The organism is Leptolyngbya sp. ST-U4, from assembly GCF_039962215.1.
In the GTDB taxonomy this organism is placed as follows: Bacteria; Cyanobacteriota; Cyanobacteriia; order Elainellales; family Elainellaceae; genus Leptolyngbya_A.
Map to the genome: position 1 here is coordinate 1 of NZ_JAMPKZ010000054.1, position 16264 is coordinate 16264.

General features: G+C 48.9%; 11 protein-coding genes and 5 pseudogenes. 2 read left to right on the forward strand and 14 right to left on the reverse strand.

The genetic code is table 11. The annotated features are described in order from the left end of the window. Positions 1-158: 158 nt before the first annotated feature. The 5 genes from NDA02_RS26815 to NDA02_RS26835 all read right to left on the reverse strand — a co-directional run bounded on the left by NDA02_RS26815 (position 159) and on the right by NDA02_RS26835 (position 3573). Positions 159-914 (reverse strand): SDR family oxidoreductase, encoded by a 756-nt coding sequence (locus tag NDA02_RS26815; protein ID WP_348256228.1) that lies wholly within the window; start codon positions 912-914, stop codon positions 159-161. Then, positions 911-1093, reverse strand: coding sequence for a hypothetical protein (locus NDA02_RS26820; RefSeq protein WP_348249810.1), 183 nt, complete (start codon positions 1091-1093; stop codon positions 911-913). Before NDA02_RS26820 ends, NDA02_RS26815 begins: the two co-directional genes overlap by 4 nt. Positions 1094-1295: 202 nt before the next feature. Then, positions 1296-1853, reverse strand: a complete 558-nt coding sequence (locus NDA02_RS26825; protein WP_348249811.1) for a DsbA family protein — start codon at positions 1851-1853, stop codon at positions 1296-1298. 417 nt (positions 1854-2270) lie between these two features. After that, positions 2271-2687, reverse strand: coding sequence for a hypothetical protein (locus tag NDA02_RS26830; protein ID WP_348249812.1), 417 nt, complete (start codon positions 2685-2687; stop codon positions 2271-2273). Further along, positions 2680-3573 (reverse strand): pirin family protein, encoded by an 894-nt coding sequence (locus tag NDA02_RS26835; RefSeq protein ID WP_348249813.1) that lies wholly within the window; start codon positions 3571-3573, stop codon positions 2680-2682. The genes NDA02_RS26830 and NDA02_RS26835 overlap by 8 nt, the downstream gene beginning before the upstream one ends. A 124-nt stretch (positions 3574-3697) precedes the next feature. Here NDA02_RS26835 and NDA02_RS26840 point away from each other — a divergent pair, with 124 nt between their 5' ends. After that, positions 3698-4252, forward strand: coding sequence for a PadR family transcriptional regulator (locus NDA02_RS26840; RefSeq protein ID WP_348249814.1), 555 nt, complete (start codon positions 3698-3700; stop codon positions 4250-4252). Positions 4253-4353: 101 nt separating this feature from the next. Here the strand turns inward: NDA02_RS26840 and NDA02_RS26845 are convergent. From NDA02_RS26845 to NDA02_RS26880, 8 genes and pseudogenes are all read right to left on the reverse strand, one after another. After that, a pseudogene (locus NDA02_RS26845) lies at positions 4354-4752 on the reverse strand (pirin family protein); the annotation flags it as partial. Further along, positions 4742-5227, reverse strand: coding sequence for a nuclear transport factor 2 family protein (locus tag NDA02_RS26850; protein ID WP_348256229.1), 486 nt, complete (start codon positions 5225-5227; stop codon positions 4742-4744). The pseudogene NDA02_RS26845 and the gene NDA02_RS26850, both read right to left, overlap by 11 nt. Before the next feature lie 106 nt (positions 5228-5333). After that, on the reverse strand, positions 5334-6899 hold the full coding sequence (locus NDA02_RS26855; RefSeq protein ID WP_348256230.1) for a GMC oxidoreductase: 1566 nt from the start codon (positions 6897-6899) through the stop codon (positions 5334-5336). A 55-nt stretch (positions 6900-6954) separates the two neighbouring features. Continuing rightward, positions 6955-7074 (reverse strand): annotated as a pseudogene (locus NDA02_RS26860) (hydrolase); the annotation flags it as partial. 242 nt (positions 7075-7316) lie between these two features. Continuing rightward, positions 7317-7946, reverse strand: coding sequence for a response regulator transcription factor (locus NDA02_RS26865; protein WP_348256231.1), 630 nt, complete (start codon positions 7944-7946; stop codon positions 7317-7319). Between the two features lie 7 nt (positions 7947-7953). Further along, the gene (locus NDA02_RS26870; protein WP_348256232.1) at positions 7954-14313 is read right to left on the reverse strand and encodes a PAS domain S-box protein; all 6360 of its coding nucleotides are present in this window, start codon (positions 14311-14313) and stop codon (positions 7954-7956) included. Between the two features lie 110 nt (positions 14314-14423). Then, positions 14424-14687 (reverse strand): annotated as a pseudogene (locus NDA02_RS26875) (transposase); the annotation flags it as partial. A 16-nt stretch (positions 14688-14703) separates the two neighbouring features. Then, the gene (locus NDA02_RS26880) at positions 14704-14898 is read right to left on the reverse strand and encodes a hypothetical protein (RefSeq protein ID WP_348256233.1); all 195 of its coding nucleotides are present in this window, start codon (positions 14896-14898) and stop codon (positions 14704-14706) included. Positions 14899-15392: 494 nt separating this feature from the next. Between NDA02_RS26880 and NDA02_RS26885 the strand changes: the two are divergent. Continuing rightward, positions 15393-15686: pseudogene (locus NDA02_RS26885) on the forward strand (hydrolase); the annotation flags it as partial. Positions 15687-15709: 23 nt separating this feature from the next. Here NDA02_RS26885 and NDA02_RS26890 read toward each other — a convergent pair. Continuing rightward, positions 15710-16151: pseudogene (locus NDA02_RS26890) on the reverse strand (IS1 family transposase); the annotation flags it as partial. Positions 16152-16264 lie beyond the last annotated feature (113 nt).

The following is a 16264-nucleotide window of genomic DNA, read 5'->3' on the forward strand; positions in this document are numbered from 1 at the left end:
GAAGAGTTGACTCAGCAATTGCAGCAGTTGCAACGCCAGACGATTGCGTCTTTAACCGGTTGGGATTACATTCTCAATGCTTTATCTGTAGCAGGTATTTATTGAATTGGTATAAGTCGCTTGAAGTGCTGTATCAAACATTTCGCACTGCCGATCGACTACTGCGCTACATACCCACCATCTACCATCAACGTTTCACCTGTTATGAACGACGCCAGGTCAGATGATAAAAACAGAACTGCATTTGCAACTTCAAGCGGTGTTCCAATTCGTCCGATCGGGTGGAGTCCTGTTATGTAAGCTTTGACCTCATCCTGCCCACCTGTAGCTGCTTCAAACATATCTGTTTCGATTGCTGCTGGTGCAACGACATTGATGCGAATACCTGCTTTGGCATATTGGAGCGCAGCAGCTTTTGTTAAACCGACTACTGCATGTTTACTCGCGGTGTAAAGGGGTTGGGTAGGAACTGCAATGACTCCAGCCCCAGATGATGTATTGACGATCGAACCACTTCCCTGTTTCAACATCTGAGCGATTTCATGCTTCATCGACAACCAAACGCCTTTGACATTGACGTTCATAATGCGATCGTATTCAGCTTCTGTTTGCTCAATCAATGAGGGGTTTTCGCCGACCATTCCTGCATTATTAAAGGCAATATCTAACCGACCAAAAACGCCAACCGCCTTATCAACCATTGCTTCAACATCGGCTTCTTTTGTGACATCTGCTTGCACAAAAATCGCTTCTCCGCCAGCTTCTTGAATCAATCGAACTGTTTCTTCACCTTCATCCATTCGACGACCAACCACCACCACCTTTGCTTGTTGCTGGGCATAAGCGATCGCAGTTGCTCTGCCAATTCCCGATGTGCCTCCGGTGACTAACGCCACTTTATCTTGCAGTATCATTCTGTTTCTCCTATTTCAATTTCATCAGTTTGTATCGGATAAGTTTGTCTCAGCAACTCAGTGACTTGTTGTGCGATCGCAATCAGGGCATGATTAACTGAGGAGTCGCGAAGAGAATCAGTCTGAGGTGTACTTTCATGCCCAGAATTATTCTTGCCTTGTACTAGTGAATGCGTCATAGAACTATCCTCAATGAAATACCGATTTGTAATTGACTAAATCAATACTCAGGAATTCAGTTGTTGGTATGGTAACTGTTGTCATGGTTCAAAAAGTGGCAATTTTGTTCAGTGAAACAGGCAAAATCTAGCCATCAAAATTAGATGGCTTACAGCACTTACAGATAAATCAGATATGAATTGGAAGCAAAGATCGGGGAGCTTACTGACTTGCAGCAATTATGGCAGTCATCAACTCCGTCGTGTTCCATCGCCCGATATACCGACTTCCATTGATAAACAGGGCTGGGGTAATCGTCACTCCACTCTCTATTCCGCCTTCAATATCTTCATTGATGCGATCGACATGCACTTGTTTAGACAACTCTTTGAGAAATTGAGGAATATCAAGCCCTAAATCATTGGCGTACTCGACAAGATAACCGTCCTCCAACCTTTGTTGATGGTCAAATAAGGTATCGCTCATTAACCAAAACTGTCCTTGGGCGGCGGCGGCAACGGCTGCTTGGGCTGCCCGTTGAGCATGGGGATGAATCTGTGCTTGTGGAAAATGACGGAAGAAGAAGCATAAATAATCTTCTCCAAAAGCAGCACTAAGCTCTCGTTTTATCGCTTTAATCAGCTTGTAAACGTTTGCACTTCTAGGGCATTGATAGTCTCCATACATCACCAGCACGACTCTTGTACTTAGCACACCTTGCATCCAATCTTGAGTTGAAGGTGGTACAAGTAAAGACCTGTGGCTACGATCGTCGCTCATCTTTCTACATTCGTATCAGACAGGAAACCTTGCAATTAACTTACTCGATCACTTGACTGCATCTCTATTTGCATAAATTCAATATAGAAGATTGCCTTCGAGTCGTCGTCTATAGCGAGTTAAAAGTTTTACAGTACAGATTGATAGAGTTGCTATGCGATCGCAGAGTAGAAGGCTGGTTATAACTTAAGTTAGAATCGGATACACTGATTTGTTTGAGAGTACATCAGTTTGTAGTGACTATCAGAGTAGGTAGTATCATCAGTCAAACGTTTCTCTCCCAATAGGGCGGATTCCCAAATCGTTGAATCAGGAAATCAATAAACACCTGAACACGTCGCGAATGCTTACGACTCGGTAAACACAATGCATAAAAGCAGTTCGTCCAGATTAAATTTAACCTGGACGACTGCTCATTTATAGTTGAACTTTAGTCGCTAGCAGTGTGACCACATCAGCATGAGCTAGCACCACATCGGGGTTACGCTGAAGTGCCATATCATACTTCACAGCAAAGTCATTTCCAACTTCATCAGGTGTGAGTAGAATCTGAACATCAGCAATGAGAGCAGCGATCGCCTCTGAGGTGATAGGCTCATCAGAGTGGATTAACTCATCAATTTGCACAATCAATTCTGAGAGGCGATGCAACCAGGCAAATTGATCGTGATTGATCGCTAGTTGCAGCAATTCACCTTTAGAAACCCGTCCGCGCACCTGTTCGTAACGAATACGCTCTGTATCCAACAACAGTTTATGCAAATGCAATAACTTGATGCGTATATTGGTCAGCAGTTGATGTTGGGTAATGCGGTTTTGAAGCGTGTTAAGCATGAATGTGTCCCATCCTTCCATTTCGGTAATCGTCGATCGCTTGCAGGATTTCGGCTTCAGTGTTCATCACAAAAGGACCATAGCGCACCACAGGTTCATTCAGTGGCATTCCAGCAATTAGCAGTAGATCAAGGGGTTGGGTGGCATCCGCAGGATTAGCGATCGCCACTTCCTCACCATCAGGTGCAAAAATCACCATTTGCCCATCCTCACCCCGTTCCTGCTCAGTGCCAAACAAACCAGACCCATCGAGGACATAGGTAAAGGCGTTGTACTCTTTCGGTACCGGTTGAACCATGCTTGCTCCCGGTTGGAGCGTGAAGTGCAAGTACATAATCGGAGTGCGGGTTTCAATCACCGCTTTCGCCCCCAACGCTTCTCCCGCAATCACGCGCACTGTCACGGACCCATCTTTGGTCTGAGCCACTGGAATCTGCACTGATGGAATTTCCTGATAGCGAGGAGCAATCATCTTGTCCTGCTGCGGCAAGTTGACCCACAGTTGAATGCCGTGCAGTCGCCCACCTGTGCGGGTAAACTCAGCTTCTGGCATTTCGGAATGCACTACGCCTGCCCCAGCGGTCATCCACTGCACATCACCGGGATTGAGCAGTCCGGCATGACCGACCGAATCCTTGTGTTCCAGCCGTCCATCCAGGACGTAGCTGACGGTTTCAAAGCCACGATGGGGATGATCCGGTGCGCCCTTTGCTTGACCGGGCTTCAGATTCACAGGACCCAATTCATCGAGAAGGAGAAACGGATCAAACTCAGAGAAACTGCTCTTAGGAAAGGGACGACGCACCAGGAAGCCTGCTCCTTCAAGCGTTTCTACACTATTAATGATTCCAGCAACGGTTCGGAGTGTTTGAGTTTGAGTTGTCATACAGTTGCCTCCAGGCAGACAGTTTATAAGACTTTTCCTATATGTGATTAATCATATACTAACATAGAAGGATATAAATTCTATGGGTAGGGCTTGTCCTCCCTGTTCGTTCGGTAAACCGCCTATGTCTCTTGCCCATGTGATTCTGGGTCTGCTCCAACAACAGGAGCGAACCGGCTACGACCTCAAAACCGAGTGCTTTGACGATTGCATTTCCCATCTGTGGCCAGCAGATCAGGCACAGATTTATCGGACTTTAGACAAACTGGAGTCACAGGCGTGGATTACCTGTACCGTTGAGATTCAGCACGATCGCCCCAATCGCAAGGTTTACCGGATTACCGAAGCAGGCGAAGCAGAGTTAACCCACTGGCTTCAGACGCATCATCCGTTGCCCGTGTTGCGAGAGCCGTTGCTGGTGCAACTCTATTTTGCAGCTCAGTTGCCTAATGAGGCTATCGTGGATTTGCTAAAGCAGGAACTGGAAGCACGGCAAGAAAAGCTAGCCCAGTGTGAGGTGATCGAGGCTCTATCTTTGAGTAATCCGACTGCATCGCGTGAACAAGAACTGCATCGACTGATTTTGGACTTAGTGAAGCAACGGGAACAGACTTATTTAGATTGGTTGGAAAAGGCGATACGTGCTATGCACACGCTGCGCGATCGCAACAATCCGTAGCCAATCAACGTAAATTCCTTTGAATATATTGCGATGGAAAGTCAACAGAAATTCAAGCATTGGCTACGACGTATGGAGGCGGAGAGGTATGTCATCTGCGCCAGTGTTTGCGCCTCGCCATAGCGCCCACGCAGTGCCCGCGCAGGCCCTTCCTGCGGCACGTCGGATGGAGCCAGGTAGATGCTATGCGCAGGCGTGTTTTCTTCCGCAGCGGGCAAGGCGATCCAGAGCTGGAAGCCTTTAACCTGCGTGTCGCCAACGGGGGTGCCTGAGTGCCACACGCCGTTTCCTGCCTTTATCCATTCAACACCGCCAGCCGCCAAAACGCCTTGCTGACCGGTCGTGTCCACATAGCGAAAGTTACCCTGAGTCATGAACGTCAGCGTCGCGATGCCGGAGTGCGGGTGCATGGGGAACCAAGGGTTCCCCACAGTGGTATCAAAACTGGCTAGGTCAAGGAACACGAACGGTTTTAGCAACTCGCCAAGGTCACCAGAACTTTGCGCCGCTCATGGCTGCCATGAACACCATCGGGTCCCAGTACTCGCGGTAATTGACGATCAACCCATTCTTGACAGTCACAAACGTGGCGTAGCTCATTTCATAGGGATTGCCGTTGCTGATCACCCGGCCTGAGACGCTCCATTCGGCAATGGCCATGCTGGGGTCGTCGGTAGCAATGATCTTCAACGTGGGAGTCCGCTGCACGTCAATGACGCTGGGATAGTTCTTCAAATACTCGTAGATAGCCGCTCGGCCCATCAGCTTTCTGGTCGCCACGTCGGGCGCGAAGGGAAATTCGACGACGACGTTTTCGTCGCAGAGTTCAGCCCAGCCCTTAATATCTTTGGCTAGGAAAGTGTCCAGACTGCGCTTCAGCAATTGCGCTGCGGTCAGACCCTTGCCAGCCTCTTGCGTGTGTGCGGGTGCGGCGGTGGCGAGCGTGACGTCGCTTGTGAGATGATCTTGTTTCATGTGATTGTGTCCAAGTTGGGGTTGATGATGTTGACTTGCCCCTGCGGCAAATCTCAGAGCTATCGCTCTTTCGGGCGGGGTTGCTTTCACTGATTGCGTACTTCTCTTAGGCCATCCGGGCAGCGATGCTTTCGGCCAGCATCATGGTCGGGAAAGCCGTTGCGACGGAGGGCACGTCAGGCCAGATCGAGGCATCGACGACTCGCAGGCTCTTGACGCCACGAACGTGCCCGTCAATATCCACCACGGCCCCGGCATCGCGCGGTCCGCCCATGGGTACAGTGGAGGTCGGATGCTGATAGCTCTGCACAGAGGTCGCGAGCGCGGCGTTGATCGAAGCGCGGTCGCTCTTTGCCGCGCCCGGCGCCAGTTCTGCACCCACCATATCGGCAAAAGGCTGCTGACGCGCAATGTTCCGGATGACTTCGACACCATCGACCAAGCGCTCGCGGTCACCGCTGTCCGTCAGGAAGCCGAGATCGATGATGGGCGCAGCATAGGGATCACGGCTGGCGATGGTGAGGGAACCCACGGAACGCGGTCTCACGAGCGCAGCGAACAGCAGGAACATCGCGCCGTCGGAAGTCTGCCCACCGTCGGGCAGGGTCGCGGTGCTGATGTTCAGATCTGCCTCGCCGTTCGTCGCGTGGTTGGATGCCGTCCACAGCATTGCGCCGATGGGTGGATACGGAAGGCCTACTGCTTCCTTGCGAATCGACCAGACGGTCGGAACCATCGGGTGATCCTGTAGACGGCGACCGACCGGCAGATCGGACACGACCGGGATGTCAAGGCCTCGCAGCACCTTAGAGGGGCCAATGCCGGAACGCATCAGGATCGCCGGGCTGACATAGGTGCCCGCTGAAAGAATGATTTCACCGGCTAGGATGATCGCCCCGTCAGCCAGTCGGACGCCTTGGGCCTGGCCATGCTCCATTAACACGGCATCGACCAGCGTCTCGTCGCGGATGGTCAGATTAGGTCGGGCGCGCACCGCATCGCCCAACAAGGTCATTCCTGTGTTAAGCCTCACACCCATGCGGGTATTCATCACATAGGGACCAACGCCCAGCGGCTGCCCCGTCGTAAAACCCAATGTGCGCTGGTAGCCCGCAGCCAGTGCCGACGCAATGAAGTCGCGATGCTGGTCAGACACTTCTTCATCGCCGAGCTGGTGGATGGGGACGCAGCCGTCGCGGCCGTCGCCGCCAGTGCCGGAGGTACGCTCCAGCGAACGATAGAAGGCCTGCGAGCTTTGCCAGTTCAAGGCGTCGAGGTCATACGCCTTGGCCCAGCGATCGTGGTCGTATTTCGGCACCCGCATCGCCACTGCACCGTTGATGGCAGACGAGCCACCCAGCACCTTGCCGCGGTTGAGCTGAAGCCTTCTGCCCAGCACGCCAGGCTCGCTGTAAAAGCCCCAGTCGTGCTGCGGATCGCCACCCACTAGGTCCTGGCGGCGGACTGGGTCGGGATAGGCGTTTGGGGGATAGGCCTTGCCCGCTTCGATCAGCAAGACACGGCGAGATGGATCAGCACTCAGGCGATTGGCCAGCACTGCGCCGGCGGATCCGCCACCGACGATGATGACGTCAAACTCTGCTCGGCCAGCGCGCCCAGCAAAGTCTCGGCGGCTCTGTTGTGTTGCGTTGATTGTTTGATTGCCTTTCATTTCATTACTCCTGTAAGGTCTTCTCCGCACGGCACATGCCGCACACTGGGGTGGTATTGGCGCGGAGGACTGGGAGTTCAATGTCACGCACAAGTTGGAAGAGTCCGCTCTGATGAGCAATCAGCAGCAGCACGCTGTCATTAGGATCGATCATTGTGTCGATGGTGTTGCTCATGGGTTTGTCTCCTTTTTGATTCAAATTCAATCAATGTCGTTTTTTCCTAGCTATCTGGGGCGTGTCCAGTTCTAGTACTCAGCTTCTTTCGGAATAAGTTCAATATAGGAGATTGCTTTCAAGCCGTCGTCTATAGTGAGTTAACGCTTTTACAGTACAAATTGATAGAGTAACTATGCGATCGCAAAGTATAAGGCTGGCTCTAACTTAAGTTAGAATCCGAATTCGATCGAAAGTACATCCTACAAATTCACAATGCCGCGTTTAACAGCAACAATCACAGCTTGAGTGCGATCGCTAACATCTAACTTATTCAAAATGCGATTGACATGAGATTTGACAGTACCTTCACCGATGCTCAAAGCCGCCGCAATATCGGCATTACTCATCCCCTGTGCGAGTGAGCGGAGTACTGCTAGTTCTCGTTCACTCAGTTCTGGATTGCTGAGCCGCTGTACCAACTTTGCTCCCACATCGGGCGGAATGTACTTCTGACCCCGATGAACGGTACGAATGGCATTCAGAAGCTCTTCAGGTTCAGTTTCTTTCAACAGATATCCTTTTGCGCCTGCCTGCAATCCTCGATAAATATCTTCGTCACTATCATACGTGGTCAGTACAATAATCCGAGCAGATTTAGCGATCGCACAAATTACGCCGATGGCGGCAACTCCTTCCACTTCCGGCATTCGCAAATCCATGAGTGTAACATCCGGTTGATGTTCCCCAAATAGCGCGATCGCCTGTTCCCCATTTTCAGCTTGGGCAATCACCTGCATATCAGGGTCACGGTTAATAATCGTGGCTAATCCTTGCCGAAAAATGGCATGATCGTCCGCAATTAGAACTCGAATGGTTGTGGCTTGGCTCATCGTGATGCTACTTCCGATTGACGGTGACAATAATTTCTGTTCCCTGCCCAGGTTGACTTCCAATCGTGAGTTGTGCGCCGATGCGCTCTGCCCGTTCGCTCATGCCGAGTAAGCCAAAACCCTCAGAGGCTGGAATATTCCCCACTCCAAAGCCCTGCCCATTGTCTCTCACGCGTAAGCAAACCTGATCGCGATCGTAGACTAGCTCCACTCGAATTTCATCAGCATTGGCATGTTTAATCGCATTGGTTAATGCTTCCTGCCCCATCCGCAGTAGATTATTCTCGACTTCAGTAGGGAGAGCATACACTGCCCCCTCGATCTCATAGTGCAAAGTAGTATCCATTGCGGCAGCTCTAGTCTGAGCGATGAGACGATGGAGAGCGCTCTGTAAATTGCCTTCTTCCAAAAGCTGAGGACGCAGCGCGACGACCGATCGACGTGCTTCAGCCAGTCCAGTTCGCGCCAATTCTTTGATCAGGTCTAGATGTGCCCCAGTTGCTTCTACATCATCCGTTAGCACTTGGCTTGCAGCTCCGACCTGAGCCAGAATGCCTGTAAACGACTGAGCGAGTGTGTCGTGAATTTCGCGTGCCATGCGGTTGCGCTCCTCTAAAATTGAGGCTGCTTCTGCTTGCTTTTGCAGCGTAATGTCTCGCGCCAACCAAATCACCTGTTCGTGCCGAATCGGGGCAATGCGAGCCGAAAACCAGACTTCTCGTCCAGCTATCCACTGGCATTCAGTGTATTCAACGGTGAGTACTTGTTGGGTTTTCACCACCTGCTGAATATAATTCAGGAATTCATCAGCTTGTTCCTTGGCATAGAGTTGATGCAGTGTTTTACCAATATATTCCTTTATATACTCCTCTCCATAGGATGGATTTCCTGGGATTGCGTCGATCACTTGCCCTTCAGCATTGTAAACACACAGCGGATCGGGAATGGCTGAGAAGAGCGCTCGCAGTTCTGCTTCAGAGGCTTGCAGCGCGGCTTCTGCCTGTTTGCGATCGCTAATATCTACAACCACCCCTTCGATGTATCCATCGGCTGCATTCAGATAAGAAGAGAAAAGTACCCAAAACAATGTCCCATCTCGTTTCCGCACCTGGGCTTCAAAGTTTCGCACTTCCCCATCCCGCTTCAGCAACTCAAGGAATTGTTGGCGATCGCTGGGATTGACATAGTAGCCTGCGGTGTGTTCAATCCCAATGATCTCCTCTGGTGAGTCAAAGCCATACAGATTGGCAAAGCATTGATTGGCATTGAGAATTAACCCATCACCAATGCGGGTGCGGTAGATGCCAACCTGGGAGTTTGCAAAGATAGCTCGGAATTTAGCTTCACTGCGTTGTAGAGCCTCTTCTGCTTGTTTACGCTGGGTGGTGTCATTGCCCACCGATAAGATTTCAACGACCTCTCCCTGTTCATTGAAGATGGCTTGATTCGACCAGGACATCCAAACTCGTCGACCGTCTCGACACAGGTTTTCACCCTCGCTTTGCGGGTACGATTGAGGATTGCGAAGTAAATTATGAACAAGGGGTTTGACATCGCGTCCAGAGGTTTCGATGTCTGGAATGATGGTTTCAAATAGGGTTCGCCCTAAAATCTGATGTTCTTCATAGCCCAACAATTTCACTCCATAATCGTTGATGTAGTGAATTCGTCCTTGCGTGTCATAGCGAATGATAACGGAATTCGCGGTTTGTAGCAGGTTGCGATAATTCGCTTCACTTTGTCTCAATGCGGCTTCGGTCTGTAGACGTTCAGCGATTTCCTGCTGTAGGGATTGAGTTCGCTCTTCTACCTTTCTTTCCAATGTTTCGGTATAGTCTGCTAACTGTTCATATAACCGAGCATTCTCCAGTGAAATTGCTGCCTGAGCCATCAACAGTTTGAGGACTTGTAAGCGATCGCGGGTAAACACTCCGGTACTGAGATTGTTCTCCAGATAAAGGATGCCGATCATCTGACTTTGCTTGAGAATTGGCATACACAGGAGCGATCGCGTCTGTTGCTTTTGAATATAAGGATCAGTCAAAAAAGATGGTTCACTGACTGCATCATCAAACACCAGAGTTTCTTGAGTACGTTCTACTGAGTAAATGACGGGGACAGGAATCGTTGCACAGTCAGTAACAGCGATCTTTTCCAGGTTGCACTGTCTACTCCCACTACACTGAGCCACCACAGTGAGTTGATCGTCTTCTAGGAGCACTAGAACGCCTGTTTCGGCTCCGGCATTTTCTATCACCACCTGCATTAACGTGGCGATCAATTGATCGAGATGGATTATTTCTGAAAGAGCTTGAGCTGCTTTCATTACCGCAGCCAAATCGATCGCCGCAGTCGGATGAAGGGTCGTTTTAGCGGTCAAGATTGAGTTCGATTGCCGAATCAGGTTGGAATTGAGTAGTTGTGGATAGCGTTTTTCTAAATCTTTGACTTTAGCAGTTGCGCCCCATCTTTCATAGCAGTAGTGTGCTTCTTTCATGTAGATCTGAGCAATCTTTTCCCGACCTCGCGCTAGATAATGTTTTGCAGCCAATTCGTATGCTAACGCCTCTTCCTGGATATATTCATTTTCTCTGGCTCCTTGAATCGCCTGTTCATAAAACTCTTCAGCCTCAAGAAATTGCCTTAAGACTCGTGCTTTCTCTGCTTCGACTAGATAAAATTTATGTAAATAATTCATTGGGGCGTGTTCTGCCCATTTCTGCATTTTTTCTTGGTTGGTGTTAACGCAGTTTAGCCAAGCTGATTTTTCAGAGTTTGAAGCATCGAGCAATAGGCTCAAAAGCGCCAGCGAATGATAGAAACAGAATATAGGTAGACTTATTATTGCTGACACCTCTTCAAAATGTTGCCTTGCCAAAATAGCAGTCTGTACAGCTTGATGGTGTTCTTCAAATAGATAACACAACATGACTTTGTGTAAATAGAGTATTTGAATTACAGTTCTATCTTTAACTGCAGTAGCGTGTGATAACGCCTCCTCTTCATTACAAACCCGACCAACTAAGCGACTGGGATTCTCAGATCTATCTAACAAATTAAGAATTGTCTGCCACACTATTGCAAGCCAATTCGAGGGGCTTTTCCGTCTGATTTGATTGGTCGCTTTGCTATAGGTTGCTGTTTTTTGTTCCAGTTGGGTGAGTTCCTCTCCAGCAGAAAACGAGTTATAGCATATGTTATAGGCAGCATAACCAGCACATTCAAAGTCTCCAGTTTCCACTCCACTTTGATAGGTATCAGCCAGCATTGGTATTATGTTCCTAAGATGCACCTTCCATTGCAGGATATGGGTACCCGAAAACCTTAGGGTTCTAGCCTTGCCTCTTTTGTTATTCAATCGTTCTGCCGAGGTAAGAGCCAATTGACCAAATTTATAGCCGAGTTCAATGTCTTGAACAACTCCACATAGAACAAATCCGTAGGCAGCATAATACATCGGTGACCAGATAGCATTACCATAGGTGATTGATAAATTTACCGTTTTGCATATAATCAGTATCCACAGTGCTGGTAACGTTATAAATGCAGCAGACCCGATATTCGATAAGATTGTTATAGCTGCCAGTGGTTCTGGTGCAGCAATCTCTGGTAAATTACTCAAGTCTTCGATTTCTCGCTCAGCGAGTAATGCAGCCGTTGACTCCAATTCCCTTTGAATATCTAACTGACTTGGATTTTCTATTAAATCTATTCCCAGGAGCTTTAACGCTTCCAATCCAGTTTTGAGTGTTTCTTTCAGGTTGCCCTGCGACAAATATCCTTGAATTTTGCTATCGTAAACCTGCACTTTGTCAACCACTGTTTTGGCACGATCGAGTACCACTTCTACCAACCGTTCCATCTCATCAAAGCAACCCTGGAGATACGCCGCTTCTGCTGCTTCTGAGTACAACGCTAAGGTGAGGTCATACTCACTGAGCCAACTCTCTGAATTGAGGAGTTTAAGCCCTATAGTGAAATACTTAAAAGCTGCTTCATAAGCCGTTGCTGCCTTTGCTTTCTGACCTGCCCTTAAGTTCAATCTGGCAATTTCAGTTCGTTCTGATCGAGCAGTGACTAGCTCAAGTCCTTGATTGAGATGATCGATGATTTCAAACAACCGATCAGATCGTTGCTCTGGTGAAGTTTTTTCGAGCAAATTGCGACCGATTTGAAGATGAACAACCTGTTTCTGTGATTCATCAATTAGGGCATAAGCCGCTTGCTGAACGCGATCGTGCAGAAACTTATACTCTTGAACCAACAAGTCTTCATCCAAGTCAGACAGAGGTTGAATTAATCCTGCTTGTATTGCTGCTAGTAGATCCTGGAAAATTGCTTTCGGTGATTTTTCGCAAACGGTTCCTTCGGAGTTGCGCTCTGCGCTAAGCGCCAACGTTTCTAAATCAAACTCAGACCCAACACAAGCGGCGATGGAGAGAATTTGCTGTGTTGCTTCCGGCAATTTCTGCAACTGACGCAGCAGCAGCTCCACCACATTATCGGTGATATCTTGAGCTTCAATCTCAGCTAGGTTCCACTGCCAACTCAACTGTTGGGCATCAAAGGTCAACAGGTTTTCGCTATGCAGCAGCTTCAAAAATTCACCCACAAAGAAAGGGTTGCCCTCGGTTTTACGCAACACGACTTGGGCTAAAGAACGAACGGTATCAGGATTGTGATGTAATGTCTCAGCTATCAGTTGACTCAACGGTTCCAGTGTTAAGGGGGTCAGGGTGATTTCTTGAAATACTGCTCCCTGGTTTCGCAGGCTCTCTAGCGTTAAGACCAACGGATGCGTTGGAGCCAGTTCGTTATCTCGGTAGGCTCCGATCAAAAACAGATACTGGATTTGCGCATCAAGCAAGATGAGTTCGATTAACTTCAACGTCGCAGAATCGATCCACTGTAGATCGTCTAAGAAAATGACTAGGGGATGCTCTTTTGCACAAAACGCCCGCACGAATTTTTGAAACGTGAGATTGAAGCGATTCTGTGCTTCTGTTGCTCCAACTTCGGGCACAGGTGGCTGCTTGCCAATAATGAACTCAACTTCGGGAATGACATCTATGATAATTTGTCCGTTGCTTCCCAAAGCCGTGAGTAGACGCGATCGCCATACTTCCACCTGTTCATTGGGTTCTCCCAAGAGTTGCTGCACCAATTTTTGCAGGGCATCGACGATCGCGCTGTAGGGAATATTGCGCCCAAATTGGTCAAATTTGCCAGAGATAAAATAGCCGTGCTTTGCGGTGACCGGTTTATGGAGTTCCTGCACCAATGCCGTTTTGCCGATGCCAGCATAACCGGAGACCAGCATCATTTCGCTGCATGAGGGTGTAGGGTGTAGGGTGTAGGGTGTAGGGTGTTTTTCCCGATTCCCGGCTCCCGATTCCCGATTCCCCGTCACTCTGTCAAACGCCACCAATAATGCTGCAATCTCCGCTTCTCGCCCATATAGTTTTTGAGGAATGCGGAACTGCTCGGAAACATCTTGCAGTCCCAACGATACGGTGTTAATCTGACCCATTTCCGCCAGTTGTTGGGCACAGCGCTCTAGATCTGCTTTGATGCCCCAGGCACTTTGATAGCGATCCTCCGCATTTTTTGCCATCAGTTTCAAAATTAGGTTTGAAACAGGTTGAGGAATCGTGGCATTCAATTCATGCGGGGGAATCGGCGGTGTAGCAATGTGACAGTGAACTAGTTCCAGGAGATCACTGGTGGGAAACGGCAATTGTCCCGTCAACAGTTCGTAGAAGGTTGCACCCAGTGAATAAAAGTCGGTGCGATAGTCGAGCATCCGGTTCATTCGCCCGGTTTGCTCTGGCGACAAATAGGCAGGGGTTCCTTCTAGGAGATGGAGACTTTTGAATGTAGGATTGGTACGACTGAAGCGAGTGGCAATGCCAAAATCAATGATTTTGACCACGCCAGTCCTCGGATTAAAGACAATGTTGCCAGGATTAATGTCTTTATGGATGACATGAGCCGCATGGATTTTGCCTAGAGTACCCGTAATGGCGATCGCCATATTCAAAAAAACCGACAGCGGCATGGGAGAGAAGCCTAATTGTTGCCGCATCCAGCATTCTAAAGACTCTCCACCAAAGTCTTCCAAAAGAAGAACCAGCGTGCGCTGGTAGTCTTGCTGGCTGTATGCCTTGACTACGCCTTCAATGTTGAGAAAGCGAGTAATTTCATACTCCTGCCGATAGCGAGTTAAATCCTGAGGAGAGGGATAATCCTGCTTGAGAACTTTGGCAATCACTGCACAGTTATCTTGCTCTCTGATGCCCCGATACACCAAAGAAGCTAAACTCTCATAGATTTTGCTGTGGATAGTAATTCCAGGCAGGGTAATCATTGAATGCTCCCCGATGAAGGACTGTCATCCGTTTCCCAAAGTATATCGCTTGCCAAAATTCAGGATATAAAGCTCCTTGTATAGGTCTTTATATCCTGACTTGTAATTGCTCAACTCAGTAGCCACTCAGACTGGTGTGAGGCAAGGGCATGGGGAATAGCCTGGAAGGCAGAGATACTCTGACGGCGAGCCGTATTCACCAACGACCACACCTGGGCGAACAACTCCGCACCCCAATCGGAGCAAAAGCCATGGGTGACCTTGCGAAAAACCACGCTCCAGCGCATTGCCTGTTCACTGGAATGATTGGTCGGCGGCACCGTCTCATTGTTGAGGAACAGCAGCAGGCGCTTCTCAATAGTCGAGTAGTGCCTGAAAAATTGCTGTCCCTTAGGGGACTAGGGCTTCAGATTCAAGATCTCCCGCAGGCTGCCTCGGAATCGAGAGCTGTATTGCTGAAGCGTTGAGGCAGCCAGGGTCTGTCGTCGGTTCACGGCAATAGCTCGTAGTGACAGCCGCTTCATCCGGGGGCAAACAGGTCTCGCCCACATCAAAGGTCTGGGACATCGCTACCGGATTTTGCATTCAGACATTGATGGTCGATCGGTTGTATGAATGTACTTTCGATCAAATTCGGACTCTAACTTAAGTTAGAGCCAGCCTTCTACTCTGCGATGGCATGGTTACTCTATCAATTTGCACTGTAAAGAATTTAACTTGCTGTAGGCGACAGCTTGAAGGCGACCACCTATATTGAATTTGTGCAAACAGTCATGCAAATGGATTGAGCAAGCAAATTGCACGGTTTCATGCTTGAAGGCATGAATATTCAAGGTGCAACTGGGCGAATGCTCTTTGGGCACGTGACACGAAAATCTTAACTCTGTGCTTAACTTGCGGAGCTTAAGTGATGAAATTTGGCGTTGTCTTGCAGACTTAGTTCATGGCGCGATCGCTTACGTCATCAACCCTTGAGGGTAAACAGACGTTTCACTTAAAAGCACAAGCAGAGATGTTTAGCTTTTGATTTCATTCTGCAATTCCTCATTCACCAATCACTCAAATAGGAGAATTACCTAATGTCTACATTCAAGTACAATCGTCTAGATAAGAATAATGCTGCGGTTCTACTGGTGGATCACCAAACTGGACTGTTCTCGCTTGTGCGTGATATTGGTGCCGCCGACTTCAAAAATAATGTGCTAGCGCTAGCAAGTGTAGCCGAGTTTTTCAACCTGCCTACTGTTTTGAGCACTAGCTTTGAGGACGGTCCCAATGGAGTCATCCTGCCCGAACTGAAGGAGAAGTTTCCTGATGCTCCCTTCATTCCGCGCCCCGGACAGATCAACGCTTGGGACAATGAGGAATTTGTGGCGTTGCTGAACAGGAATATGATTTAAGGTGGAACGGGCACGTCTCCAAACTTGAGGTAGTGCAGTAGCAATCGAATCGAGTGCTTCAGCATCGCTACGGATTTGGAATAACACAACGTCTTGCGGTGTAACCGAGCTAGATAATGGCGCAGGCGGGTGTTCTCTCCCTCCACTCTGGTCATGTAGGTTTTGCTCACAATTTGATCGCCTGGGGAAATCAATCCAGGGTAAACAGACCATCCATCAGTCACATAAAAGTAGCACTGCCAACGCTTAACGATAGCCCACAACGGTGCAAACGTTTCGGCACTATGATCGCCTACGACCCACCCTAAAATGCCCTGCTGAAAGTGGTCAACTGCAGTCCACAGCCAGATTTTGTTTTTTTGAGCCAACAAAAGTTTCTAATTCATCCAACTCTCCAACTTCCGGTGTCGTTTCTGGATCATACGCATCAGGTAATAGACTTGTCGGGAAATAAGCAAGAATAGAAGGCAGAAATGGGATAAGCAAATGCTGGATATTGAACGGGTGCTGACACAAGACCGCTTGCTGCGCGCTTTAACTGGCTTGAATCG

Bases quoted from the DNA above. Each gene is read 5' to 3' on its own strand.
- NDA02_RS26855 (WP_348256230.1), bottom strand. From the start codon at position 6,899: ATGAAAGGCAATCAAACAATCAACGCAACACAACAGAGCCGCCGAGAC.
- NDA02_RS26825 (WP_348249811.1), bottom strand. From the start codon at position 1,853: ATGAGCGACGATCGTAGCCACAGGTCTTTACTTGTACCACCTTCAACT.
- NDA02_RS26840 (WP_348249814.1), top strand. From the start codon at position 3,698: ATGTCTCTTGCCCATGTGATTCTGGGTCTGCTCCAACAACAGGAGCGA.
- NDA02_RS26820 (WP_348249810.1), bottom strand. From the start codon at position 1,093: ATGACGCATTCACTAGTACAAGGCAAGAATAATTCTGGGCATGAAAGT.
- NDA02_RS26850 (WP_348256229.1), bottom strand. From the start codon at position 5,227: ATGAAACAAGATCATCTCACAAGCGACGTCACGCTCGCCACCGCCGCA.
- NDA02_RS26870 (WP_348256232.1), bottom strand. From the start codon at position 14,313: ATGATTACCCTGCCTGGAATTACTATCCACAGCAAAATCTATGAGAGT.
- NDA02_RS26835 (WP_348249813.1), bottom strand. From the start codon at position 3,573: ATGACAACTCAAACTCAAACACTCCGAACCGTTGCTGGAATCATTAAT.
- NDA02_RS26880 (WP_348256233.1), bottom strand. From the start codon at position 14,898: ATGCAAAATCCGGTAGCGATGTCCCAGACCTTTGATGTGGGCGAGACC.
- NDA02_RS26815 (WP_348256228.1), bottom strand. From the start codon at position 914: ATGATACTGCAAGATAAAGTGGCGTTAGTCACCGGAGGCACATCGGGA.
- NDA02_RS26865 (WP_348256231.1), bottom strand. From the start codon at position 7,946: ATGAGCCAAGCCACAACCATTCGAGTTCTAATTGCGGACGATCATGCC.
- NDA02_RS26830 (WP_348249812.1), bottom strand. From the start codon at position 2,687: ATGCTTAACACGCTTCAAAACCGCATTACCCAACATCAACTGCTGACC.